Origin of the sequence: Enterobacter sp. JH25 (assembly GCF_021725435.1) — a bacterium.
GTDB lineage: Bacteria > Pseudomonadota > Gammaproteobacteria > Enterobacterales > Enterobacteriaceae > Enterobacter > Enterobacter intestinihominis.
In genome coordinates, this window is sequence record NZ_CP091319.1 from 3,791,096 (window position 1) to 3,813,352 (window position 22,257).

26 protein-coding genes are annotated in these 22,257 nt (G+C 56.3%); 18 read left to right on the forward strand and 8 right to left on the reverse strand.

Annotated elements, in window-relative coordinates; genetic code table 11:
• Nucleotides 1-63: 63 nt before the first annotated feature.
• Both speA and yqgB read right to left on the reverse strand, forming a co-directional pair.
• Nucleotides 64-2,040 carry a biosynthetic arginine decarboxylase gene (speA, locus tag L2Y28_RS18160; protein WP_022649348.1) on the reverse strand — a complete coding sequence of 659 codons (1,977 nt, stop codon included), beginning with the start codon at nucleotides 2,038-2,040 and terminating at the stop codon, nucleotides 64-66.
• Between the two features lie 8 nt (nucleotides 2,041-2,048).
• Nucleotides 2,049-2,180: an acid stress response protein YqgB gene (gene yqgB / locus L2Y28_RS18165; protein WP_057979949.1), complete on the reverse strand. Its 132-nt coding sequence runs from the start codon at nucleotides 2,178-2,180 to the stop codon at nucleotides 2,049-2,051.
• A gap of 660 nt (nucleotides 2,181-2,840) precedes the next feature.
• On the opposite strand from yqgB, the gene metK reads away from it, so the two are divergent.
• From metK to ruvX, 8 genes are all read left to right on the forward strand, one after another.
• Nucleotides 2,841-3,995, forward strand: a complete 1,155-nt coding sequence (gene metK, locus L2Y28_RS18170) for a methionine adenosyltransferase (RefSeq protein WP_022649349.1) — start codon at nucleotides 2,841-2,843, stop codon at nucleotides 3,993-3,995.
• Between the two features lie 416 nt (nucleotides 3,996-4,411).
• Complete coding sequence (galP, locus tag L2Y28_RS18175) at nucleotides 4,412-5,809, forward strand: galactose/proton symporter (RefSeq protein ID WP_022649350.1); 1,398 nt, start codon at nucleotides 4,412-4,414, stop codon at nucleotides 5,807-5,809.
• 59 nt (nucleotides 5,810-5,868) lie between these two features.
• Nucleotides 5,869-6,366, forward strand: a complete 498-nt coding sequence (locus L2Y28_RS18180; protein ID WP_032621896.1) for a SprT family zinc-dependent metalloprotease — start codon at nucleotides 5,869-5,871, stop codon at nucleotides 6,364-6,366.
• A gap of 94 nt (nucleotides 6,367-6,460) precedes the next feature.
• A complete protein-coding gene (endA, locus tag L2Y28_RS18185) occupies nucleotides 6,461-7,168 on the forward strand; it encodes a deoxyribonuclease I (protein WP_022649352.1) in 708 nt (235 codons plus the stop codon).
• A 51-nt stretch (nucleotides 7,169-7,219) separates the two neighbouring features.
• Nucleotides 7,220-7,951, forward strand: coding sequence for a 16S rRNA (uracil(1498)-N(3))-methyltransferase (gene rsmE / locus L2Y28_RS18190; protein WP_003860033.1), 732 nt, complete (start codon nucleotides 7,220-7,222; stop codon nucleotides 7,949-7,951).
• 31 nt (nucleotides 7,952-7,982) lie between these two features.
• Nucleotides 7,983-8,930, forward strand: coding sequence for a glutathione synthase (gene gshB, locus L2Y28_RS18195; RefSeq protein WP_003860032.1), 948 nt, complete (start codon nucleotides 7,983-7,985; stop codon nucleotides 8,928-8,930).
• 74 nt (nucleotides 8,931-9,004) lie between these two features.
• A complete protein-coding gene (locus L2Y28_RS18200) occupies nucleotides 9,005-9,565 on the forward strand; it encodes a YqgE/AlgH family protein (RefSeq protein ID WP_022649353.1) in 561 nt (186 codons plus the stop codon).
• Nucleotides 9,565-9,981: a Holliday junction resolvase RuvX gene (gene ruvX, locus L2Y28_RS18205; protein WP_236919564.1), complete on the forward strand. Its 417-nt coding sequence runs from the start codon at nucleotides 9,565-9,567 to the stop codon at nucleotides 9,979-9,981. The genes L2Y28_RS18200 and ruvX overlap by 1 nt, the downstream gene beginning before the upstream one ends.
• Before the next feature lie 10 nt (nucleotides 9,982-9,991).
• Here ruvX and L2Y28_RS18210 read toward each other — a convergent pair whose 3' ends face one another.
• The gene (locus L2Y28_RS18210; protein WP_022649354.1) at nucleotides 9,992-10,972 is read right to left on the reverse strand and encodes a type IV pilus twitching motility protein PilT; all 981 of its coding nucleotides are present in this window, start codon (nucleotides 10,970-10,972) and stop codon (nucleotides 9,992-9,994) included.
• 17 nt (nucleotides 10,973-10,989) lie between these two features.
• On the opposite strand from L2Y28_RS18210, the gene L2Y28_RS18215 reads away from it, so the two are divergent.
• From L2Y28_RS18215 to L2Y28_RS18240, 6 genes are read left to right on the forward strand one after another with little or no spacing between them, the layout of a single operon-like run.
• The gene (locus L2Y28_RS18215) at nucleotides 10,990-11,691 is read left to right on the forward strand and encodes a YggS family pyridoxal phosphate-dependent enzyme (RefSeq protein WP_022649355.1); all 702 of its coding nucleotides are present in this window, start codon (nucleotides 10,990-10,992) and stop codon (nucleotides 11,689-11,691) included.
• 21 nt (nucleotides 11,692-11,712) lie between these two features.
• On the forward strand, nucleotides 11,713-12,279 hold the full coding sequence (locus tag L2Y28_RS18220) for a YggT family protein (protein WP_003860024.1): 567 nt from the start codon (nucleotides 11,713-11,715) through the stop codon (nucleotides 12,277-12,279).
• A complete protein-coding gene (gene yggU / locus L2Y28_RS18225; protein WP_022649356.1) occupies nucleotides 12,276-12,572 on the forward strand; it encodes a DUF167 family protein YggU in 297 nt (98 codons plus the stop codon). Before L2Y28_RS18220 ends, yggU begins: the two co-directional genes overlap by 4 nt.
• A 3-nt stretch (nucleotides 12,573-12,575) precedes the next feature.
• A complete protein-coding gene (locus tag L2Y28_RS18230; RefSeq protein WP_022649357.1) occupies nucleotides 12,576-13,169 on the forward strand; it encodes an XTP/dITP diphosphatase in 594 nt (197 codons plus the stop codon).
• On the forward strand, nucleotides 13,162-14,310 hold the full coding sequence (gene hemW, locus L2Y28_RS18235; protein WP_022649358.1) for a radical SAM family heme chaperone HemW: 1,149 nt from the start codon (nucleotides 13,162-13,164) through the stop codon (nucleotides 14,308-14,310). Before L2Y28_RS18230 ends, hemW begins: the two co-directional genes overlap by 8 nt.
• Nucleotides 14,311-14,366: 56 nt before the next feature.
• Entirely contained in the window at nucleotides 14,367-14,705 is a 339-nt protein-coding gene (locus L2Y28_RS18240; RefSeq protein ID WP_022649359.1) for an endonuclease domain-containing protein, read from the forward strand.
• An 83-nt stretch (nucleotides 14,706-14,788) separates the two neighbouring features.
• Here L2Y28_RS18240 and L2Y28_RS18245 read toward each other — a convergent pair whose 3' ends face one another.
• Genes L2Y28_RS18245 through trmB form a run of 3 tightly spaced genes read right to left on the reverse strand, consistent with a single transcriptional unit; the run spans nucleotide 14,789 to nucleotide 16,608 of the window.
• Nucleotides 14,789-15,505 (reverse strand): DUF2884 domain-containing protein, encoded by a 717-nt coding sequence (locus L2Y28_RS18245; RefSeq protein ID WP_022649360.1) that lies wholly within the window; start codon nucleotides 15,503-15,505, stop codon nucleotides 14,789-14,791.
• A 57-nt stretch (nucleotides 15,506-15,562) separates the two neighbouring features.
• Entirely contained in the window at nucleotides 15,563-15,889 is a 327-nt protein-coding gene (locus L2Y28_RS18250; protein ID WP_003862421.1) for a YggL family protein, read from the reverse strand.
• On the reverse strand, nucleotides 15,889-16,608 hold the full coding sequence (gene trmB, locus L2Y28_RS18255) for a tRNA (guanosine(46)-N7)-methyltransferase TrmB (protein WP_022649361.1): 720 nt from the start codon (nucleotides 16,606-16,608) through the stop codon (nucleotides 15,889-15,891). The genes L2Y28_RS18250 and trmB overlap by 1 nt, the downstream gene beginning before the upstream one ends.
• Before the next feature lie 144 nt (nucleotides 16,609-16,752).
• On the opposite strand from trmB, the gene mutY reads away from it, so the two are divergent.
• From mutY to L2Y28_RS18275, 4 genes are all read left to right on the forward strand, one after another.
• Complete coding sequence (gene mutY, locus L2Y28_RS18260) at nucleotides 16,753-17,805, forward strand: A/G-specific adenine glycosylase (RefSeq protein WP_022649362.1); 1,053 nt, start codon at nucleotides 16,753-16,755, stop codon at nucleotides 17,803-17,805.
• A gap of 26 nt (nucleotides 17,806-17,831) precedes the next feature.
• A complete protein-coding gene (locus L2Y28_RS18265) occupies nucleotides 17,832-18,104 on the forward strand; it encodes an oxidative damage protection protein (RefSeq protein WP_003862425.1) in 273 nt (90 codons plus the stop codon).
• 124 nt (nucleotides 18,105-18,228) lie between these two features.
• Complete coding sequence (gene mltC, locus L2Y28_RS18270) at nucleotides 18,229-19,305, forward strand: membrane-bound lytic murein transglycosylase MltC (RefSeq protein WP_032621902.1); 1,077 nt, start codon at nucleotides 18,229-18,231, stop codon at nucleotides 19,303-19,305.
• A gap of 292 nt (nucleotides 19,306-19,597) precedes the next feature.
• A complete protein-coding gene (locus tag L2Y28_RS18275) occupies nucleotides 19,598-20,854 on the forward strand; it encodes a nucleoside permease (RefSeq protein WP_022649364.1) in 1,257 nt (418 codons plus the stop codon).
• An 81-nt stretch (nucleotides 20,855-20,935) separates the two neighbouring features.
• On the opposite strand, the gene citG is transcribed toward L2Y28_RS18275, so the two are convergent.
• Together citG and citX are read right to left on the reverse strand one after the other, a co-directional pair.
• Nucleotides 20,936-21,739 carry a triphosphoribosyl-dephospho-CoA synthase CitG gene (gene citG / locus L2Y28_RS18280; RefSeq protein ID WP_022649365.1) on the reverse strand — a complete coding sequence of 268 codons (804 nt, stop codon included), beginning with the start codon at nucleotides 21,737-21,739 and terminating at the stop codon, nucleotides 20,936-20,938.
• The gene (gene citX / locus L2Y28_RS18285) at nucleotides 21,717-22,256 is read right to left on the reverse strand and encodes a citrate lyase holo-[acyl-carrier protein] synthase (protein WP_022649366.1); all 540 of its coding nucleotides are present in this window, start codon (nucleotides 22,254-22,256) and stop codon (nucleotides 21,717-21,719) included. The genes citG and citX overlap by 23 nt, the downstream gene beginning before the upstream one ends.
• Nucleotide 22,257 lies beyond the last annotated feature (1 nt).

Genomic DNA, 22,257 nt, shown 5'->3' on the forward strand with positions numbered 1-22,257 from the left:
TAGGGCATCGTGCGGTCTGATGCCCTCACCCCAACCCTCTCCCACCGGGAGAGGGAGGTTTTACTACTCGTCTTCCAGATACGTATACCCGTACAGACCCGCTTCAAACTCTTCCAGGAACTGCTGCTGCAGCGCATCGTCCAGACCGGTGTTTTTGACCTGATCGCGGAACTGGGTGAGCAGTTTTTTCGGATCCAGCTGAACGTATTCGAGCATATCCGCCACGGTGTCCCCTTCGTCGGACAGCTCAACCTCCACGCTGCCGTCAGGGAAGACAAACACGTCAACCGCTTCGGTATCGCCGAACAGGTTGTGCATGTTGCCGAGGATCTCCTGATACGCACCCACCATAAAGAAGCCCAGCATTGGCGGGTTCTCCGGATCGTACTCCGGCATTGGCATGGTCGTTGCGATACCGTCACCGTCGACGTAGTGGTCAATCGCGCCGTCTGAGTCACAGGTAATGTCCAGCAGCACCGCGCGGCGTTCCGGCGCATGATTCAACCCTTCCAGCGGCAGAACCGGGAACAGCTGGTCGATACCCCAGGCATCCGGCATCGACTGGAACAGGGAGAAGTTGACGTACATTTTGTCCGCCATACGTTCCTGCAACTCGTCGATAATCGGACGGTGTGCGCGGTTGCTCGGATCGAGCTGCTTCTGCACTTCATGACACATGTTCAGATAGAGCTGCTCCGCCCACGCGCGTTCCTGCAGGCTAAAGGTGCCTGAAGAATAACCGACGTGAATGTCGTGCAGATCCATCTGGCTGTCGTGCAGCCATTCGCGCAGAGAACGACGCGTGCCCGGCTCGTGCATCTCCTGCCAGGTTTCCCACATGCTTTGCAGGGAACGTGGAGCATCGTCTGCCGGAGGCGTGGCTTCAGTGATTTCGCTGCGCTCAACGCCGATGATGTTAGAGACCAGCACCGTATGGTGCGCAGTGACCGCGCGGCCGGATTCGGTGATCACCGTCGGGTGCGGCAGGCCGTGCTCTTCGCAGGCATCGCCAATCGCCCAGATAATGTTGTTGGCGTATTCGTTCAGGCCGTAGTTGACCGAGCAGTCAGACTGCGAGCGTGTCCCTTCGTAATCCACGCCCAGGCCACCGCCCACGTCAAAGCACTGAATATTTACGCCAAGCTTGTGCAGCTCAACGTAGAAACGTGCCGATTCACGCACGCCGGTGGCGATGTCGCGAATGTTGGCCATCTGCGAGCCAAGGTGGAAGTGCAGCAGCTGAATGCTGTCCAGACGACCGCGCTCACGCAGAATTTCCACCAGCTGAAGCACCTGGTTCGCCGCGAGGCCGAACTTGGATTTTTCACCGCCGGAAGACTGCCATTTACCGGAACCCTGCGACGCCAGTCGCGCACGCACGCCAAGGCGTGGGATCACGTTCAGACGCTCGGCCTCTTCCAGCACGATCGCGATTTCGGTCATCTTCTCGATCACCAGATAGACCTTGTGGCCCATCTTCTCGCCAATCAGCGCCAGACGAATGTATTCGCGGTCTTTATAGCCGTTACAGACGATCACCGACCGGGTCATGCCCGCGTGCGCCAGAACCGCCATCAGCTCCGCTTTGGAGCCAGCTTCCAGGCCCAGCGGTTCGCCGGAGTGGATCAGGGACTCAATCACGCGACGGTGCTGGTTTACCTTGATCGGGTAAACGAGGAAATAGTCGCCGTTATAACCATACGATTCCCGCGCGCGTTTGAACGCGGCGTTAATAGAACGCAGGCGATGTTGCAGGATCTGCGGGAAGCAGAACAGTGCAGGCAAGCGCTGACCCTGGGCTTCACGGGCTTTCACCAGCTTAGCGAGATCCACGCGCGCTTCCGGGACGTCCGGATCCGGGCAGACACTGATGTGGCCCAGCTCGTTAACGTCGTAGTAGTTATTGCCCCACCAGGCAATATTGTAAGTGCGCAGCATCTTGCTGGCTTCCTGGGAGCTCATCGCAACCTCCTGCATAGAACGTAGTACACCCTGTTCGCCTGCTGACGAAGGCGAAAGCGAAGACATGTCGTCAGACATAGCGAACCTCAACTCTTTGTATTAAGTGTAAAACAGTTGACTACTATCGCAGCGTTATACGGCGATAACAACCCATTAACGGCTCCATTTCCCAGCAGAGTATGCTGAAATCCAGACCGTGCGACCGGTTTCTTATTCATATCATTGTAAAACACGTATCCGAACTCTGTATGACAAGGTTCGGCGAAACCACGAGAAAACTCCTGTATTAACAAGAGCGCCCTTGTTCAGTTTTCACAAAGCGTGACCGGCTCTGGAATCCTGAGAAGCACCGAGATGGGTATAACATCGGCAGGTGTTTAGACCAGAAGTGCGGGTGGGAATCAAATGCGCGCCAGAACGACTGCGCTGAATGAGCGGAAAACAATGGTTCATTATCTCGTATCACCTCCACGGCCGCCTCTGCTGAAACGGACCACAAGCCAAAGCTAAAAGTTCACTGCTTAACCCGGCTGGAAGTGGCGACACGATGTGTTCATCGAGCGCTTATTTTATATGAGCCGCGCGCCGCGTTTTATACCGAGAAGGTCGCTAAAAAGCAAAACAAAAATGCGCAGGTTGCCAGCGCCGTCAGGAAAAATTTCCAGCCGTGTTTTCAACGCAGTGAGAGGTGAGTCAAAAAAAACTGGAAATCGGGTGAAGAAGTGACCTAAAATAGACGTCCAGATGTTAATCCATCCATACCGATTAACACTCAGACTGCCAGTGTCAAAATCCTGCAGGCCTTGGTAGAATTATCTCCTTTGGCTATTCCACACAGCAGTTCGAGCTAACCAAATTCCTTTTAGGTGAAATAAAACATGGCAAAACACCTGTTTACGTCCGAGTCCGTATCAGAAGGACATCCTGATAAAATTGCTGACCAAATCTCCGATGCGGTGCTGGATGCGATCCTCGCGCAGGATCCAAAGGCGCGCGTAGCGTGTGAAACCTATGTCAAAACCGGCATGGTTCTGGTTGGCGGTGAGATCACCACCAGCGCATGGGTTGATATCGAAGAGATCACCCGTAACACGGTGCGTGAGATCGGTTATGTACATTCTGATATGGGCTTTGATGCCAACTCCTGCGCCGTACTGAGCGCTATCGGCAAACAGTCCCCGGACATCAACCAGGGCGTTGACCGTGCCGATCCGCTGGAACAGGGCGCGGGCGACCAGGGCCTGATGTTCGGCTACGCGACCAACGAAACCGACGTGCTGATGCCAGCGCCGGTGACTTACGCACACCGTCTGGTGCAGCGTCAGGCTGAAGTGCGTAAAAACGGCACCCTGCCGTGGCTGCGTCCGGATGCGAAAAGCCAGGTGACCTTCCAGTATGACGACGGGAAAATCGTCGGCATTGATGCCGTGGTTCTTTCCACGCAGCATGCTGAAGATATTGACCAGAAATCCCTGCAGGAAGCGGTGATGGAAGAGATCATCAAGCCGGTTCTGCCAACTGAATGGCTGAGCTCTGCGACCAAATTCTTCATCAACCCAACCGGACGCTTCGTTATCGGCGGCCCAATGGGTGACTGCGGTCTGACCGGTCGTAAAATCATCGTAGATACCTACGGCGGCATGGCGCGCCACGGTGGCGGCGCGTTCTCCGGTAAAGACCCGTCTAAAGTGGACCGTTCTGCGGCGTACGCTGCACGTTATGTGGCGAAAAACATCGTTGCTGCGGGCCTGGCTGACCGCTGTGAAATTCAGGTTTCCTACGCCATCGGCGTGGCTGAGCCAACCTCCATCATGGTGGAAACCTTCGGTACTGAAAAAGTGCCTTCTGAACAGCTAACCCTGCTGGTGCGTGAGTTCTTCGACCTGCGTCCATACGGTCTGATTCAGATGCTGGATCTGCTGCACCCAATCTACCAGGAAACCGCAGCGTACGGTCACTTTGGTCGCGAACATTTCCCTTGGGAAAAAACCGACAAAGCCGCCCTGCTGCGTGATGCTGCCGGTCTGAAATAAACGACTGCCAGCAGCTTAAACAGGCCAGCCTTTGTGCTGGCCTTTTTTATGTCGGGTGGCGGCTATGCCTTACCCGACCTACGGGTAGTGAATTTTTGTAGGCCGGGTAAGGCGCAGCCGCCACCCGGCAATGTTTGGAACCGTTTACACCTCACTCTCTATACCCCGCTTTCAGAATATTCTCTTTGCATGATCGCATTTCTTCTGCTGTTACATTCCCTTTCAGTTAAGTCTGAAATTTGTGCAAACGCGATGCATATCAATTAATTTACCTCTATATTTTCAAAGCTTTAATTATTTTTACGGTTACAAACTAGTGTAACCGATTACACCGTTGTGATTTGACTCACATATTTTTATGAGCCGCTCACCTACTCTTAATATCGTAAAAACTGATAACCCAACTGGAGGGCATAATGCCTGACAATAATAAACAGGGGCGTACGTCCAATAAGGCAATGACGTTCTTCGTCTGCTTCCTCGCCGCTCTGGCAGGATTACTCTTTGGCCTGGATATTGGCGTAATTGCCGGTGCATTACCTTTCATCACCGATGAGTTCCAGATTAGCGCACACACTCAGGAATGGGTGGTCAGCTCCATGATGTTCGGTGCCGCCGTCGGCGCGGTCGGCAGCGGCTGGCTCTCCTTTAAGCTCGGGCGTAAAAAGAGCCTGATGATCGGTGCGATCCTGTTCGTTGCCGGCTCACTGTTCTCTGCCGCTGCGCCTAACGTTGAAGTGCTGATCCTCTCCCGCGTGCTGCTCGGTCTGGCAGTGGGCGTGGCGTCTTATACTGCCCCGCTGTACCTGTCTGAAATCGCACCGGAAAAAATCCGCGGCAGCATGATTTCCATGTACCAGCTGATGATCACCATCGGTATTCTGGGGGCTTATCTTTCCGATACCGCCTTCAGCTACAGCGGCGCATGGCGCTGGATGCTGGGCGTCATCATCATTCCGGCCATTCTGCTGTTGATTGGTGTCTTCTTCCTGCCGGACAGCCCGCGCTGGTTCGCCGCCAAACGCCGCTTCCACGATGCCGAACGCGTGCTCTTACGCCTGCGTGATACCAGCGCCGAAGCCAAAAACGAGCTGGAAGAGATCCGCGAAAGCCTGAAGGTCAAACAGTCCGGCTGGGCGCTGTTCAAAGAGAACAGCAACTTCCGCCGCGCGGTGTTCCTCGGTGTGCTGTTACAGATCATGCAACAGTTCACCGGGATGAACGTCATCATGTATTACGCGCCGAAAATCTTCGAACTGGCGGGCTACACCAACACCACCGAACAGATGTGGGGCACCGTGATCGTCGGCCTGACCAACGTGCTGGCGACCTTTATCGCTATCGGTCTGGTGGACCGCTGGGGGCGTAAACCAACCCTGACGCTGGGCTTCCTGGTGATGGCCATCGGGATGGGCGTACTGGGTACCATGATGCACATGGGCATTCACTCCTCGACGGCACAGTACTTCGCCGTGGCGATGCTGCTGATGTTTATCATTGGGTTTGCGATGAGCGCCGGTCCGCTGATTTGGGTGCTGTGTTCTGAGATCCAGCCGCTGAAAGGGCGTGATTTTGGTATCACCTGCTCTACCGCAACCAACTGGATTGCCAACATGATCGTCGGCGCAACGTTCCTGACCATGCTCAATACCCTGGGTAATGCCAATACCTTCTGGGTCTACGCCGGTCTTAACCTGTTCTTTATTGTTCTCACGATCTGGCTGGTTCCTGAAACCAAACATGTTTCACTGGAACACATTGAACGTAACCTGATGAAAGGTCGTCCTCTGCGCGAAATCGGCGCACACGACTGATCCTCCTGCGGGGAGGCGCCTCTTGCGCCTCCCCGCTTCCCGCTTTATGCTCTGCCCCTATGAAATCTCCCCGTCTCCCCATCGCCATTCAGCAAGCCGTTATGCGCAGCCTGCGGGAAAAACTCGCCCAGGCCAACCTGAAGCTCGGCCGCGATTATCCTGAACCGAAGCTGGTCTATCAGCAGCGTGGCACCGCGGCAGGCACCGCGTGGCTGGAATCGTATGAGATCCGCCTGAATCCGGTGTTGATGATGGAAAATCAGCAGGCGTTTATCGAAGAAGTGGTGCCGCACGAGCTGGCCCACCTTCTGGTGTGGAAACACTTTGGCCGCGTCGCGCCGCACGGCAAAGAGTGGAAATGGATGATGGAGGCGGTGCTCGGCGTTCCGGCTCGCCGCACCCACCAGTTCGAGCTGGAATCGGTACGCCGCAATACGTTTCCCTACCGCTGCCAGTGCCAGCAGCACCAGCTTACCGTCCGCCGTCACAACCGCGTGGTGCGCGGCGAGGCGACCTATCGCTGCGTAAAGTGCGGCGAACCACTGGTGGCGGAATAATCACTCGAACTTTCAGGAACTTTCCTGATCTGACTGATTGCATACGGGAACAACATTCGTTACGTTGCGGGCTCGTTTTGACACGGAGTGTAAGATGTCCCGTAATGTTTCTCTCGCAGTCGCTTTTCTGGCGACGGCGCTCTCCGGCCATGCTCTGGCCGACGGAATTCACAGTTTCTCACAGGCAAAAACCGCAGGCGTAAAGATTAACGCCGACGTACCGGGTGATTTCTACTGCGGCTGTAAAATTAACTGGCAGGGTAAGAAAGGGGTCGTGGATCTGGGATCCTGCGGCTATAAGGTGCGCAAGAACGAGAACCGCGCCAGCCGAATCGAATGGGAACACGTTGTTCCGGCCTGGCAGTTTGGCCACCAGCGCCAGTGCTGGCAGGACGGTGGACGTAAAAATTGCGCAAAAGATCCGGTCTACCGCCAGATGGAAAGCGATATGCACAACCTGCAACCCGCCGTGGGTGAAGTCAATGGCGACCGCGGAAACTTCATGTACAGCCAGTGGAACGGTGGCGAAGGCCAGTACGGTCAGTGCGCCATGAAGGTCGATTTCAAAGAGAAACTCGCCGAACCGCCTGCCCGCGCGCGCGGCAGCATCGCCCGCACTTACTTCTATATGCGCGACCGCTACGATCTCAACCTTTCCCGCCAGCAGACGCAGCTCTTCAATGCCTGGGACAAGCTCTACCCGGTGACGGACTGGGAATGCCAGCGCGACGAACGTATCGCCAAAGTCCAGGGGAATCACAACCCTTACGTCCAGCGGGCTTGCCAGGCGCAAAAGAGCTAACCTACACTACGGCAATTCGCTTATATCGCATGACACATGGAATTTCTGACTATGCGCATCCCTCGCATCTATCACCCTGAACTGATTACCCCAGGCGGCGAAATCGCCCTGTCTGATGATGCCGCAAACCACGTAGGCCGCGTGCTGCGCATGGGCGCAGGCCAGGCGATTCAGCTCTTTGACGGCTCAAATCAGATTTTTGACGCTGAAATTACGCGCGCCGATAAAAAAAGCGTGCACGTGAAGGTGCTGCGTGGCGACGTGGACGACCGGGAATCCCCGCTGCACATTCACCTTGGCCAGGTGATGTCGCGCGGGGAAAAGATGGAGTTCACCATTCAGAAATCCATTGAACTGGGTGTAAGCCTCATTACGCCACTTTTTTCTGAGCGCTGCGGCGTTAAACTGGATGCGGAACGTCTGAACAAAAAGATCCAGCAGTGGCAGAAAATTGCCATTGCAGCCTGTGAACAGAGTGGCCGCAACCGCATCCCGGAGATCCGCCCGGCGATGGATCTGGAGGACTGGTGTGCAGAAGAGGAAAGCGGGCTTAAGCTTAATCTTCATCCGCGCGCCAGCGCCAGCATCAATACGCTGCCGCTGCCCGTTGAGCGCGTACGCCTGCTGATTGGCCCGGAAGGCGGCCTGTCGGCTGACGAAATCGCCATGACGGCGCGTTACCAGTTTACTGATATTCTGTTGGGACCTCGCGTTCTGCGCACTGAGACAACGGCACTCACCGCCATTACCGCCCTACAGGTGCGATTTGGCGATCTGGGTTGAAGCAAAGCCTGACCCATAACCGGAGAAGAACATGATTAAGCTCGGCATCGTGATGGACCCCATCGCAAACATTAACATTAAGAAAGATTCCAGCTTCGCTATGCTGCTGGAAGCGCAGCGTCGCGGCTATGAACTCCACTATATGGAGATGAACGATCTGTACCTGATCAACGGTGAAGCCCGCGCACGTACCCGCATCGTTAACGTCGAGCAGAACTACGAAAAATGGTACGAATTCGGCACCGAGCAGGATATTGCCCTGGCCGACCTTAACGTCATCCTGATGCGTAAAGATCCGCCGTTCGACACCGAATACATTTACTCCACCTATATCCTTGAGCGTGCCGAAGAGAAAGGCACGCTGATCGTCAATAAGCCGCAGAGCCTGCGCGACTGCAACGAGAAGCTCTATACCGCATGGTTCTCTGACCTGACGCCGGAAACGCTGGTCACCCGCAGCAAAACGCAGCTGAAAGAATTCTGGCAGAAGCACGGCGACATCATCATGAAGCCGCTGGACGGCATGGGCGGCGCATCGATCTTCCGCGTGAAAGAGGGCGACCCGAACATTGGCGTAATTGCCGAAACGCTGACCGAGCTGGGGACCCGCTACTGCATGGCGCAAAACTATCTGCCGGCCATTAAAGACGGTGACAAGCGTGTGCTGGTTGTAGACGGCGAGCCGGTGCCTTACTGCCTGGCGCGTATCCCGCAGGGTGGTGAAACCCGTGGCAACCTGGCGGCCGGAGGCCGTGGCGAACCGCGTCCGTTAAGCGAAAGCGACTGGGAAATTGCCCGCCGCGTCGGCCCTACGCTGAAAGCCAAAGGCCTGATCTTCGTTGGCCTCGATATCATCGGCGATCGTCTGACCGAAGTGAACGTCACCAGCCCGACCTGCATTCGTGAAATCGAAGCGGAATTCCCGATCTCGATCACCGGAATGCTGATGGACGCTATCGAAAAACGTTTACAGAAATAACCTGTGACAGCGCCTGTGTTTATCCCCATACTGGGCGCTGTCGCTTTTTAAACCAGGAAACAGTACCTCTGACAATGAATTTACAGCATCACTTTCTTATTGCCATGCCTGCTCTCCAGGATCCGATTTTCCGCCGCGCCGTGGTCTATATTTGCGAATACAACGAAGACGGCGCAATGGGGATTATCATCAATAAGCCGCTGGAAAACCTTCAGGTCGAAGGCATTCTGGACAAGCTGAAAATCCCTGCTGAAGCGCGGCTGCCGGAAATCCGTCTTGATAAACCGGTGATGCTCGGCGGACCGCTTGCAGAAGATCGTGGCTTTATCCTGCATACCCCGCCGGTTTTCTCGTCCAGCATTCGTATCTCCGATAACACCGTCGTCACCACCTCTCGCGATGTGCTCGAAACACTGGGCACGGCAAATCAGCCTTCTGAGGTGCTGGTTGCGCTCGGCTACGCTTCCTGGGAAAAAGGGCAGCTGGAACAAGAAATTCTGGATAACGCCTGGCTGACGGCCCCTGCGGATATGAATATCCTGTTTAAAACCCCTATCGCCGATCGCTGGCGTGACGCGGCAAAACTGATTGGCATTGATATTCTGACCATGCCTGGCGTTGCGGGGCACGCGTAATGAGCGGCACCCTTCTCGCCTTTGACTTCGGCACCAAAAGCATCGGCGTCGCTGTGGGTCAACGGATCACCGGCACCGCCCGCCCGCTCACAGCGCTGAAAGCTAACGACGGCACGCCGGGCTGGAACCTTATTGAGCGCTTGCTCAAAGAGTGGCAGCCGGACGACGTGATTGTCGGTCTGCCGTTGAACATGGACGGCACCGAGCAGCCGCTTACCGCCCGCGCACGCAAGTTCGCGAACAAAATTCATGGCCGCTTTGGTGTCTCCGTTAAGCTGCACGATGAACGTTTGAGCACCGTCGAGGCACGCGCTGGCCTGTTCGAGCACGGTGGCTTCCGGGCGTTGAACAAAGGCAGCGTGGATTCAGCTTCAGCCGTCATTATCCTCGAAAGCTATTTCGAACAGGGTTACTGAGCGCCGGGGCCTACAGCCGCCCCTGCGCCCGTCGCTCCGCCAGACTCTGCTCAAAGTTCTGCATCCCCGCCTGCTGCCCCGTTTGAATAATGCCCGGCAGTTGCCAGGTTTTGCCTTCGCGGATCAGGTTTGCCGCCGCCGACGTATTCACCAGTAGCTCATACAGCGCCACGCGCCCGCCCTGGACATCCTGACGCAGCTTCTGCGCCAGTACCGCACGCAGGCTTCCCGCCAGCTGATTACGAACCGGATCTTTCTCCTGCGCCGGGAAGGTATCGACCAGGCGCTCGATCGCCTGCGCCGCACCGCGCGTGTGCAGCGTGGCCAACACCAGATGGCCAGTCTCAGCCGCCGTCAGCGCCAGGCGTATCGTCTCGCTGTCGCGCAGCTCACCAAGCAGAATCACATCCGGATCTTCACGCAGCGCACTGCGCAGGGCCTCGGCAAAGGACGGGCTATGCTGGCCTATCTCCCGCTGCCGGATGAGGCAACGTTCACTCTGGTACATAAACTCCACCGGATCTTCCAGGGTCAGAATGTGCCCGTCCGTATGGTGATTGAGAAAATCGACCATCGCGGCCAGGGTGGTCGATTTCCCGCTGCCGGTGGCGCCGGTGACCAGAATCAGGCCATTGTCATTGGACAAAAGCTCCGGGATCGCGCGCGGCACGCCTAGCGCAGAGAGCTGCGGACACGTCAGCGGCAACAGGCGTAGCGCGATCGAAACGCCGTGCATATGCTTAAACGCACTGCCGCGCAGCCGCTGACCGCCTGTGAGGGTAACGGCAAAATCTACCTGCCCGTTTGCCCACCAGGCACCCTGCTGCTCGTCGTTGAGCCACGCTTTTAATAACGCCTCCACATCGGGGGGCGGAAACGGCGCAGGTTCAAGACGGCCTGACCTGCGCCAGCGCGGTGGTGAATCACTGCACAGGTGTAGATCGGAGACGTTATGCTTTACACTAAGGGCCACAATTTCTTCCACATCCATAGACAACTCCTCGGAAAATGAACGACATTGCGCATAACCTGGCACAGGTCCGGGACAAAATCTCAGCCGCGGCAACGCGTTGCGGCCGTGCTTCAGAAGAAATTACGTTGCTTGCAGTCAGCAAAACCAAGCCTGCGAGCGCCATCGCAGAAGCGATAGCCGCCGGTCATCGTGCCTTTGGTGAAAACTATGTGCAGGAAGGCGTAGATAAGATTCGCGTTTTCCGGGAGCGGGGAAATACAGACCTGCAGTGGCACTTTATCGGTCCGCTACAGTCGAACAAAAGCCGTCTGGTAGCAGAGCACTTCGACTGGTGTCACACCATCGATCGTCTGCGTATCGCTACCCGTTTGAGCGACCAGCGCCCTATGGAGATGCCAGCGCTTAACGTGCTGATTCAAATCAACATCAGTGATGAAAACAGCAAGTCCGGCATTACGCTGAGCGAACTGGATGCGCTGGCGGCGGACGTGGCGGCGCTGCCGCGCTTAACCCTGCGCGGACTGATGGCCATTCCGGCACCAGAGTCAAGTTATGAAAGGCAGTTTGCCGTAGCACAGCAAATGGCTGTAGCATTTGAGGCGCTTAAAGCGCGCTATGACACGGTAGACACGCTTTCTCTGGGCATGTCGGACGATATGGAAGCCGCCATCGCGGCAGGCAGCACCATGGTGCGCATCGGCACAGCAATTTTCGGTGCGCGCGATTACACCCAATAATAAGGAAACCTGAGGAACGCCATGAAGACGTTGACTTTCCTGCTTTCAACGGTCATTGAACTGTATACGATGGCGCTGCTACTGCGCGTCTGGATGCAGTGGGCCCGTTGTGATTTTTACAATCCATTCTCACAATTTATCGTGAAAATCACGCAGCCCATTGTGGGGCCGCTTCGCCGCATCATTCCGGCAATGGGGCCGATTGACAGTTCATCTCTGCTGATGGCGTTTATTCTGAGCGTTATCAAAGCGATCGTGCTGTTTATGGTCATCACTTTCCAGCCGATTATCTGGATTTCAGCCGTTCTGATCCTGGTTAAAACCGTCGGCTCGCTGATCTTCTGGGTCCTGCTGGTGATGGCGATTATGAGCTGGGTAAGCCGGGGCCGTAGCCCGGTGGAGTACGCGTTGATTCAGCTGACTGAACCATTGCTGCGTCCGATCCGTAGCCTGCTGCCTGCGATGGGCGGAATCGACTTCTCCCCGATGCTTCTCGTTCTGCTGCTGTACGTGCTGAATATGGGTATCGCGGAACTGTTACAGGCGACGGGTAATATGCTGCTGCCGGGGCTGTGGATGGCGTTATGAGTGCAGTTAGCCCCTGCGCCGACGGGCTGGTTTTACGGCTGTACATTCAGCCGAAAGCCAGCCGCGACAGCATTGTTGGGCTGCATGGCGACGAGCTAAAAGTCGCCATCACTGCCCCGCCCGTTGACGGCCAGGCGAATGCGCATCTGACCAAATATCTGGCAAAACAGTTTCGCGTCGCTAAAAGCCAGGTCATCATTGAGAAAGGTGAACTTGGCCGGCATAAACAGGTAAAAATCCTTAACCCGCAATCTATCCCGACGGAAGTCGCGGCTCTGACAAAACAGGACTAAACCATGCAGAAAGTTGTTCTCGCCACCGGTAATGCCGGTAAAGTGCGCGAGCTGGCCTCGCTATTACATGATTTTGGGCTGGACGTGGTGGCTCAGACCGAGCTGGGCGTGGACTCCGCCGAAGAGACCGGCCTGACGTTTATCGAAAACGCCATTCTGAAAGCGCGCCATGCGGCGCAGATCACCGGGCTGCCCGCGATTGCCGATGACTCCGGTCTGGCCGTGGATTTTCTGGGCGGTGCGCCGGGGATTTACTCCGCCCGCTATTCCGGGGTGGACGCCACCGACCAGCAGAACCTGGAAAAGCTGCTTGTGGCCCTGAACGACGTCCCTGACGAACAGCGTACCGCGCAATTCCACTGCGTGCTGGTCTACATGCGTCACGCGGAAGATCCCACGCCGATTGTCTGTCACGGCAGCTGGCCGGGCGTGATCACCCGTGAAGCGGCGGGCAACGGCGGCTTTGGTTACGACCCGATTTTCTTTGTCCCGACCGAGGGCAAAACCGCTGCGGAACTCACCCGCGAAGAGAAAAGCGCGATCTCCCACCGTGGACGCGCCCTGAAACTGTTACTGGAAGCACTGCGTAATGGCTAATTTGCCGCCTCTGAGTCTTTATATTCACATCCCATGGTGCGTGCAGAAATGCCCGTACTGCGATTTCAACTCGCACGCGCTGAAGGGCGAAGTGCCGCACGATGATTACGTCGCGCATCTGCTGGCCGATCTGGATGCCGATGTACCGTACGCACAGGGACGTGAAGTGAAGACCATTTTTATTGGTGGCGGTACGCCGAGCCTGCTTTCAGGCCCGGCGATGCAGACGCTGCTGGACGGTGTGCGCGCACGCCTGAACCTGGCAGCGGATGCTGAAATTACGATGGAAGCCAACCCGGGCACCGTTGAGGCCGACCGTTTTGTCGAGTATCAGCGCGCGGGCGTGAACCGTATCTCCATCGGCGTGCAGAGCTTTAGCGAGCCAAAGCTGAAGCGCCTGGGGCGCATTCATGGCCCGGAAGAGGCAAAGCGCGCGGCGAACCTGGCAACGGGGCTTGGGCTGCGCAGTTTTAACCTCGATTTGATGCACGGCCTGCCGGATCAGTCGCTGGAAGAAGCGCTGGACGATTTGCGTCAGGCAATTGAACTGAACCCGCCGCATCTGTCGTGGTATCAGTTGACCATTGAACCGAACACCCTGTTTGGTTCCCGTCCTCCGGTGCTGCCGGACGATGACGCGCTGTGGGATATCTTCGAGCAGGGCCACCAGCTTTTGACCGCGGCGGGGTATCAGCAATACGAAACCTCGGCGTATGCGAAGCCGGGCTATCAGTGTCAGCACAACCTGAACTACTGGCGCTTTGGTGATTATCTGGGGATTGGCTGCGGGGCACACGGCAAAGTGACCTTCCCGGACGGGCGCATTCTGCGCACTGCAAAAACGCGTCATCCGCGCGGGTTTATGGAAGGCCGCTACCTGGAGCGTCAGCATGACGTCGAGGCGGTGGATAAGCCGTTTGAGTTCTTTATGAACCGCTTCCGTCTGCTGGAAGCCGCACCGCGCGCGGAGTTTGCGCTCTACACCGGGTTGTCAGAGTCGGTGATTCGTCCGCAGATTGACGAGGCGCTGGCGCAGGGGTATCTGACCGAGTGTGATGAGTACTGGCAGATCACCGAGCACGGTAAGCTGTTCCTAAACTCCCTTCTTGAGCTGTTCCTCGCTGAAAATCCTGAAGGCTGATTCAGGATTTTACATCCCGTTCTGCTGGTTGAGGGAAAGGCTGGCAGAGTGTGGGGATGGAAAAATCAAAACAACTCCGCAAACAAATGACACCCGAAGAATTACGCCTCTGGTATCTGCTCAGAGGTCGCCGCTTCTTTGGGTATAAGTTTCGCCGACAGATGCCGGTTGGGCCGTACATCGTGGATTTTGCCTGCTTTAAGGCGAAACTGATTGTTGAGCTGGACGGGGGGCAACATCAGGATAAAGAGGCCTATGACTCTCGTCGCACCGAGTTTTTGAATGCGAACGGCTGGGAAGTCTTACGGTTCTGGAATCATGAATTCAGGGCTAATGAGGAGGAGATGCTGATGGCTATTCTGCAACGATTGCAATGCCTGATGCCCTCACCCTAACCCTCTCCCCAGGGGAGAGGGAACTGGTTACTCCCTCTCCCCTGGGGAGAGGGCCGGGGTGAGGGGCCCTACGCGCAGAGGCGTTACTTCAGCGTCCCCACCAGCGCCTTCCGGCTGTCTTCCAGGGACACCACGCGTTTACACACGTCTTTGCCGAACTGCTGGAAATCGGCTTCCTGATTCTTCCACTCGTTCTGAATCGAGGTTTGCAGTCCGCCCAGGCTACCCAGTACACCCTGCAACGGATTACCGCCGCCTTTCAGCACCGCTTTGGCGCCCATCTCGTTGATGCTGTCCTGGAGAATGCCGCCCATCGCCTGGTTCACCAGCTGCTGACCGTCGGCTCGCACCTGATCGATCGCCTTATAGTGGAACGTCAGGCCATCAGAGCGCGTCTCAATAATGCGGTTCATCTGTTCTTTCAGCTGTTTATCCAGCTTCGTCAGGCGGGTGCGCATATTGCTGCTCTCCCCCACCTCTTTGGTGATGATTTTATCCAGCGCCACGCGGCCCTTCTCAACGCGGGTCAGCGCGCCATCGTTTATCCATGGCAGCGCGGTACGCAACTCGGCCTGGTAGTCCATCGCCTGCTCGCGCTGGGCGGCCGTCAGGTTTTGCTGTTTGCCGTTAAACGTCACGTTGCCATCCGGCGTGATCACCAGATTGCCATTCTCGCCCTTAACCTGCACGGTTTGCGGGCTTAATACCACGTCGTCACGCGGGGTGACGCTACATTTATACTCCGCATGGGCGGTGGTTCCGATTGCCAGTAAAGCAACCGCCAGCAACGTTTTACGCATCTTCAACACTCCCTCAGACAAAATGGGCCAGCTAATGCTGGCCCCGTTCTTGCTTTATTAGTCCCACCAAACGTCGAAAAGTTCGCTGACGCGGACATCTTCCAGTTTGTGGTCTTCAAGCCATTTGCGTACCAGCGCCTGATGTTCTTCGGTGCATTTCCCCACTTCCTGGGTGCAAATCAGACCTTCCCACGCCAGATAGCCGCTACCGTCGAAGGCCAGCTTGTTGGGTTCGATCACCTCGTTGATGAACGCATCAACGTCCTGATCGATCTGCTCAACGCTGGTGCCTTCCGGGAAACGCCAGGCAACGGAGAAACCCACTTCCTGGAATTCTTCGATGTGCATCTTTTTACGCAGACGACGGCTACGATTCTTTGCCATTATTTCACCCTCTCGAACATTAAGTCCCATACGCCGTGACCAAGACGATGGCCACGCTGTTCAAATTTTGTCACCGGACGTGAATCCGGACGCGGTACGTAGTCGTTGCTTTCAGACTGGTTTTTATACCCGTCCAGCGACGACATCACTTCCAGCATGTGTTCCGCATAAGGTTCCCAGTCGGTCGCCATGTGGAAGACGCCGCCCAGCTTAAGCTTACTTTTCACCAGCTCGGCAAACGGCGCCTGAACGATACGGCGTTTATTATGACGCGCTTTGTGCCACGGGTCAGGGAAAAAGAGCTGAACCATGTTCAAAGAATTGTCAGGAATCATTTTATGCAGCACTTCCACCGCGTCGTGACACATAACGCGCAGGTTCTCAACGCCCTCCTCGTGGGCCGTTGCCAGACACGCACCGACGCCTGGCGAGTGCACTTCAATACCGAGGAAGTTCTGCTCCGGGCGCGCTTTCGCCATAGTGACCAGCGAGGTGCCCATACCGAAACCGATCTCCAGCGTCACTGGCGCATCGCGGCCAAACAGCTCGGTAAAGTCGAGCGGCTGCTCGCTGAACTCAACGCCCATCACCGGCCAGTAGTTGTCCAGCGCGTGTTGCTGCCCTTTTGTCAGGCGGCCCTGACGGCGGACAAAGCTGCGAATACGGCGCAGCGGGCGACCGTTTTCATCAAATTCCGGTGAAATGACGTCGTTTTTCATAAAAGAGTTGTCTGCTTGTGAGAGTGTACGGGAAACGGGCATTATCCAAAGTTAAGGCTTCTATGCAAGCATGGGAAAGATCCGGTTTACAGCAGATTGACGCTGTGCTGCAATCTGCCTCCCTGATTAAGCGAATCGATGACCATGCAAGCCTCTCAATTTTCAGCCCAGGTGCTGGACTGGTACGACAAATACGGGCGTAAAACCCTGCCCTGGCAAATTGAAAAAACGCCTTACAAAGTATGGCTCTCCGAGGTGATGTTGCAACAAACGCAGGTCGCGACGGTCATTCCTTACTTCGAGCGTTTTATGGCGCGCTTCCCGACAATCACCGATCTGGCCAACGCGCCGTTAGACGAGGTATTGCACCTGTGGACAGGCCTCGGCTATTACGCCCGCGCGCGCAACCTGCACAAAGCCGCACAGCAGGTCGCCACCCGCCACAACGGTAAATTCCCGGAGACCTTTGACGAGGTGGCGGATTTGCCCGGCGTCGGGCGTTCAACCGCAGGCGCAATCCTTTCCCTGTCTTTAGGCAAGCATTTCCCTATTCTCGACGGCAACGTCAAGCGCGTGCTGGCACGCTGCTACGCCGTAGAAGGCTGGCCGGGCAAGAAAGAGGTTGAGAAGCGCCTGTGGGAGATCAGTGAAGCGGTCACTCCGGCGAAAGGGGTGGAGCGTTTTAACCAGGCGATGATGGATCTGGGCGCGATAGTCTGCACCCGTTCAAAACCGAAGTGCGAACTCTGCCCGGTAAATAACCTCTGCGTGGCCTATGCGAACCACTCCTGGGCGCAGTATCCGGGGAAAAAACCGAAGCAGACGCTGCCTGAACGCACCGGGTACATGCTGCTGATGCAGCATGGCGACGAGGTGTTTCTCGCCCAGCGCCCGCCGAGTGGCCTGTGGGGTGGTCTATACTGCTTCCCACAGTTTGAGGATGAAGCTTCGCTTCGGGCATGGCTTGAACAGCGCGGCATTGCGGCCGATACCCTGACGCAGCTGAACGCGTTCCGTCATACCTTCAGCCATTTCCATCTGGATATTGTGCCTATGTGGCTTCCCGTGTCCTCATTCACCTCCTGCATGGATGAAGGCACCGCTCTCTGGTATAACTTAGCGCAACCGCCATCAGTCGGGCTGGCGGCTCCCGTGGAGCGCCTGTTACAGCAATTACGTGTCGGTGCAATGGTTTAGCATCGGCAAGACAAAGAGGAATGAGTATGGCCAGAACCATTTTTTGTACTTTCCTGCAGCGCGACGCTGAAGGCCAGGATTTCCAGCTCTACCCGGGCGACCTGGGTAAACGCATTTACAACGAGATCTCCAAAGAAGCCTGGGGACAGTGGCAGAAAAAACAGACCATGCTGATCAACGAGAAAAAGCTCAGCATGATGAACCCGGAACACCGCAAGCTGCTGGAGCAGGAGATGGTGAACTTCCTGTTCGAGGGTAAAGACGTCCACATCGAAGGCTATACGCCACCGGAAAAATAATACTCTGCGGCTGCTGCCCGGCGGCGCTGCGCTTGCACGGGCCTACGGTTATGTAGGCCGGGTAAGCGCAGCGCCACCCGGCAACAGCAACCTCAAAGCAAACACAACACGCACTCCCGGAATGATGAAAAAACTATTAGCGCTAGCACTTGTTGCGCCGTTGCTTGTGTCTTGTTCTTCCAAAAAGGGCGATAGCTATAACGAAGCCTGGGTTAAGGACACCAACGGTTTTGACATTTTGATGGGGCAGTTTGCCCATAACATCGAGAACATATGGGGATTTAACGAAGTTCTTATTGCCGGACCGAAGGACTACGTTAAGTATACCGACGCCTATCAGACCCGTAGCCACATCAACTTCGATGACGGTACGATTACGATTGAAACCATCGCGGGGACTGAACCTGCGGCGCATTTACGTCAGGCCATCATCAAAACCCTGCTGATGGGCGACGATCCGGGATCTATCGATCTCTACTCTGATGCCGATGACATCACTATCTCCAAAGAGCCATTCCTGTATGGGCAGGTCGTTGACCAGACCGGTCAGCCGATTCGCTGGGAAGGTCGCGCGACGAACTTCGCAGACTATTTGCTGCAAACGCGCCTGAAAAGCCGCACCAATGGCCTGAAGGTGATCTATAGCGTTACGATCAACCTGGTGCCGAACCACCTCGACAAGCGTGCGCATAAGTATCTGGGCATGGTGCGTCAGGCGTCGCGTAAGTATGGCGTGGATGAGTCGCTGATCCTGGCGATTATGCAGACCGAATCCTCGTTCAACCCGTATGCGGTGAGCCGTTCCGACGCGCTGGGGCTGATGCAGGTTGTGCAGCACAGCGCCGGTAAAGACGTGTTCCGCGCGCAGGGGAAATCCGGTACGCCGAGCCGCAGCTACCTGTTTGACCCGCAAAGCAACATTGATACCGGTACCGCATATCTGGCGATGCTGAACAATGTTTATCTCGGCGGGATTGATAACCCGACTTCACGTCGCTATGCGGTGATCACCGCCTACAACGGCGGAGCGGGCAGCGTCCTGCGCGTCTTCTCGAACGATAAAGTTCAGGCCGCGAACATCATCAACAGCATGGCGCCGGGGGACGTGTACTCCACGCTGACCACTCGCCACCCGTCTGCGGAATCCCGCCGCTATCTGTATAAGGTGAATACGGCGCAGAAGAACTACCGTCGCCGCTAGAAACCAACACCACCCCTCACCCTGCCCTCTCCCCAAAGGGGAGAGGGTGTTCAAGTTCCCTCTCCCCTTTGGGGAGAGGGTTAGGGTGAGGGGGCATCAGACCGCACCCATCTCATCCCACCCATACAAAAATGCTATTTGCATCACAATCCAAACTGCAAATTAATGTGGATTGCATTTTTTTGCGGGAGGTAACAAAACATATCCTTGCCAACTGATAGAATTGCATCAAATAACAACCCTGAATGTTCCTATAACAACATATCTCCCGCTCACTTGTGAGGAAAGTAACATGAACCTTAAGCTGCAGCTTAAAATCTTGTCGTTTCTGCAGTTCTGCCTGTGGGGTAGCTGGCTGACTACACTCGGCTCCTATATGTTTGTGACGCTCAAGTTCGATGGTGCGTCAATCGGTGCCGTCTACAGCTCGCTGGGTATTGCGGCTGTTTTCATGCCAACGCTGCTCGGTATCGTGGCGGATAAATGGTTAAGTGCGAAATGGCTGTATATGCTTTGCCACCTGGTGGGTGCGGGGACGCTGTTTATGGCGGCCGAAGTGACCACGCCGGGGGCGATGTTCATGGTGATCCTGCTTAACTCGCTGGCCTATATGCCAACGCTTGGCCTGATCAACACCATCTCCTACTATCGCCTGAAATCTGCCGGTCTGGATATCGTCACCGACTTCCCGCCAATCCGTATCTGGGGCACCATCGGCTTTATCATGGCGATGTGGGGCGTGAGCTTCGCGGGCTTCGAGCTGAGCCATATGCAGCTCTACATCGGCGCGGCGCTCTCCGTACTGCTGGCGCTGTTCACCCTGACACTGCCCACCATTCCGGTTTCTAACCAGCAGAAAAACCAGAGCTGGAGCACCATGCTTGGCCTGGACGCCTTCGCACTGTTTAAAAACAAGCGCATGGCGATCTTCTTTATCTTCTCCATGCTGCTGGGCGCGGAACTGCAAATCACCAACATGTTCGGTAATACCTTCCTGCACAGCTTCGATAACGATCCGCTGTTTGCCGGGAGCTTTATCGTCGAACACGCGTCGGTGATGATGTCCATCTCGCAGATCTCTGAGACGCTGTTCATCCTGACCATCCCGTTCTTCCTGAGCCGCTACGGCATCAAGAACGTCATGCTGATCAGTATCGCTGCCTGGATGTTGCGCTTCGGTCTGTTCGCCTACGGCGACCCAAGCGCGTTCGGCACCGTGCTGCTGGTTCTGTCGATGATTGTTTACGGCTGCGCCTTCGACTTCTTCAACATCTCCGGCTCGGTGTTTGTAGAAAAAGAGGTGAAACCTGAAATTCGCGCCAGCGCGCAGGGCATGTTCCTGATGATGACCAACGGCTTCGGCTGTATTCTGGGCGGCGTGGTGAGCGGTAAAGTGGTTGAGATGTATACCACCAACGGCATCACCAACTGGCAGCCAGTGTGGCTGATCTTCGCCGGGTACTCACTGGTGCTGTTCTTCGCGTTCATCGTGCTGTTCAAGTACAAGCACGTACGCGAACCACACGGTGCGCAGCCGATCGCGCATTGATTGTTGTGCCCGGTGGCGGCTTCGCCTTACCGGGCCTACAAACCGCAAACCGTAGGCCGGGTAAGCGTTAGCGCCACCCGGCTATTTTATTCCAGACAGCACCCACCCCACCGACAGCAAATCCGCGCTGCCGCCCGGACTCAGGTTTCGTTCAATCAACGCGTTATCCATCCTAAGTAACGCATCCTGATCCCAGCCGTTCGCCAGCAGCTCCTGCGCATAACCCTGGACGTAGCGCAGCCCTTCAGTGCCGCCGCGCGAAACGAGATTACTGTCCTGGTTGATGGCCATCAGGCGCAATAACAGGTCATGAAGGGTGTTTCCCTTCCACTGAGCCAACGCCTTACGCACCGTGCTGAAGCCGCTTTCTGCCTCACCGCGCGCGCCGGTTAAACCGTACTGTTGAAACTGTCGCTCTCCCGCCGTTGCCTGCCCGCTGCGCCCGCCCAGTTCCCGCGCCACCAGCCCACGACAGATGTTACTTACCTCACAACAGAGGCTATCCGCAGAGATATTTTTTACACGTCCGGCGGCGAAGCAGAGCAAACCAAGGGCAAAAATCCCGCCCTTGTGCGTGTTCACCCCGCCCGTGGCGGCGTACATTGCCTGCTCACAGGCCATTCCCATCGGGCGGATAATCCGCAACTGCTGATCGGCAGGTTTGGCCGCATGTGCTTCACCCAGTTCCGCAAAACGGGCAAACCACGGCGTAATCGCCGCAATGCTGCGGAGGAATAAGGTATGGTCCATATCGCGATGGGAGCCGTTATTGAGCCTGTCCACCAGCCCCGGTTTGGGCGTCAGCTCCAGCTCCTGCCACAGCGCCTCTGCGGCAAGCGCAGGAACATCAACCGGGCGCGGTTTAGTCGCGAGCAAACCAGTCATCTATCATCTTCTCCACGCGGGAAACCACCTGCTCAACGGGATGGTGCCGAGAACGGGAACAGGCGTGGGCAGGCTCGTCGCAAATCAGACAGCGCCTGAGGTGTGAACCCAACGACTGACGGCCAACGTGGCCGTTTTCAGGGCAGATCACATCCAGATCCCACAGTCTGCCGAGCGGGTGCGTCTGCTCCAGTTCAGCACAGTGCGCTTTAATTTCCGCCGCCGGATGCGCGACGCACCACAGCGCTTCAGGTCCGGTGGGTAGCCAGAGCACCTGGCGGTCCAGCACCTGCCAGCGGTTTTCCCACAGCAGCTGGTCACACATCTGTAACGCCACGCCCATGGTGTTGCGATAGCGCAGGCTGTCTTTGATTTGCCCGGGCGTGACCAGCGTTAGGGAGATCACCGGTTGTTGATGGTGCGTAAGCCAGTCAGCCTGACGGGCTGCGCGGCGCTCTTTCGCCGCCAGCAGCGCGTCCAGGCTGACACCCGTCCGCACGGGTGTCGCAATAGTCATA

Coding starts and splice junctions, on each gene's coding strand:
- speA (WP_022649348.1), bottom strand. CDS start 2,040: ATGTCTGACGACATGTCTTCGCTTTCGCCTTCGTCAGCAGGCGAACAG.
- yqgB (WP_057979949.1), bottom strand. CDS start 2,180: ATGAATAAGAAACCGGTCGCACGGTCTGGATTTCAGCATACTCTGCTG.
- metK (WP_022649349.1), top strand. CDS start 2,841: ATGGCAAAACACCTGTTTACGTCCGAGTCCGTATCAGAAGGACATCCT.
- galP (WP_022649350.1), top strand. CDS start 4,412: ATGCCTGACAATAATAAACAGGGGCGTACGTCCAATAAGGCAATGACG.
- L2Y28_RS18180 (WP_032621896.1), top strand. CDS start 5,869: ATGAAATCTCCCCGTCTCCCCATCGCCATTCAGCAAGCCGTTATGCGC.
- endA (WP_022649352.1), top strand. CDS start 6,461: ATGTCCCGTAATGTTTCTCTCGCAGTCGCTTTTCTGGCGACGGCGCTC.
- rsmE (WP_003860033.1), top strand. CDS start 7,220: ATGCGCATCCCTCGCATCTATCACCCTGAACTGATTACCCCAGGCGGC.
- gshB (WP_003860032.1), top strand. CDS start 7,983: ATGATTAAGCTCGGCATCGTGATGGACCCCATCGCAAACATTAACATT.
- L2Y28_RS18200 (WP_022649353.1), top strand. CDS start 9,005: ATGAATTTACAGCATCACTTTCTTATTGCCATGCCTGCTCTCCAGGAT.
- ruvX (WP_236919564.1), top strand. CDS start 9,565: ATGAGCGGCACCCTTCTCGCCTTTGACTTCGGCACCAAAAGCATCGGC.
- L2Y28_RS18210 (WP_022649354.1), bottom strand. CDS start 10,972: ATGGATGTGGAAGAAATTGTGGCCCTTAGTGTAAAGCATAACGTCTCC.
- L2Y28_RS18215 (WP_022649355.1), top strand. CDS start 10,990: ATGAACGACATTGCGCATAACCTGGCACAGGTCCGGGACAAAATCTCA.
- L2Y28_RS18220 (WP_003860024.1), top strand. CDS start 11,713: ATGAAGACGTTGACTTTCCTGCTTTCAACGGTCATTGAACTGTATACG.
- yggU (WP_022649356.1), top strand. CDS start 12,276: ATGAGTGCAGTTAGCCCCTGCGCCGACGGGCTGGTTTTACGGCTGTAC.
- L2Y28_RS18230 (WP_022649357.1), top strand. CDS start 12,576: ATGCAGAAAGTTGTTCTCGCCACCGGTAATGCCGGTAAAGTGCGCGAG.
- hemW (WP_022649358.1), top strand. CDS start 13,162: ATGGCTAATTTGCCGCCTCTGAGTCTTTATATTCACATCCCATGGTGC.
- L2Y28_RS18240 (WP_022649359.1), top strand. CDS start 14,367: ATGGAAAAATCAAAACAACTCCGCAAACAAATGACACCCGAAGAATTA.
- L2Y28_RS18245 (WP_022649360.1), bottom strand. CDS start 15,505: ATGCGTAAAACGTTGCTGGCGGTTGCTTTACTGGCAATCGGAACCACC.
- L2Y28_RS18250 (WP_003862421.1), bottom strand. CDS start 15,889: ATGGCAAAGAATCGTAGCCGTCGTCTGCGTAAAAAGATGCACATCGAA.
- trmB (WP_022649361.1), bottom strand. CDS start 16,608: ATGAAAAACGACGTCATTTCACCGGAATTTGATGAAAACGGTCGCCCG.
- mutY (WP_022649362.1), top strand. CDS start 16,753: ATGCAAGCCTCTCAATTTTCAGCCCAGGTGCTGGACTGGTACGACAAA.
- L2Y28_RS18265 (WP_003862425.1), top strand. CDS start 17,832: ATGGCCAGAACCATTTTTTGTACTTTCCTGCAGCGCGACGCTGAAGGC.
- mltC (WP_032621902.1), top strand. CDS start 18,229: ATGAAAAAACTATTAGCGCTAGCACTTGTTGCGCCGTTGCTTGTGTCT.
- L2Y28_RS18275 (WP_022649364.1), top strand. CDS start 19,598: ATGAACCTTAAGCTGCAGCTTAAAATCTTGTCGTTTCTGCAGTTCTGC.
- citG (WP_022649365.1), bottom strand. CDS start 21,739: ATGACTGGTTTGCTCGCGACTAAACCGCGCCCGGTTGATGTTCCTGCG.
- citX (WP_022649366.1), bottom strand. CDS start 22,256: ATGACTATTGCGACACCCGTGCGGACGGGTGTCAGCCTGGACGCGCTG.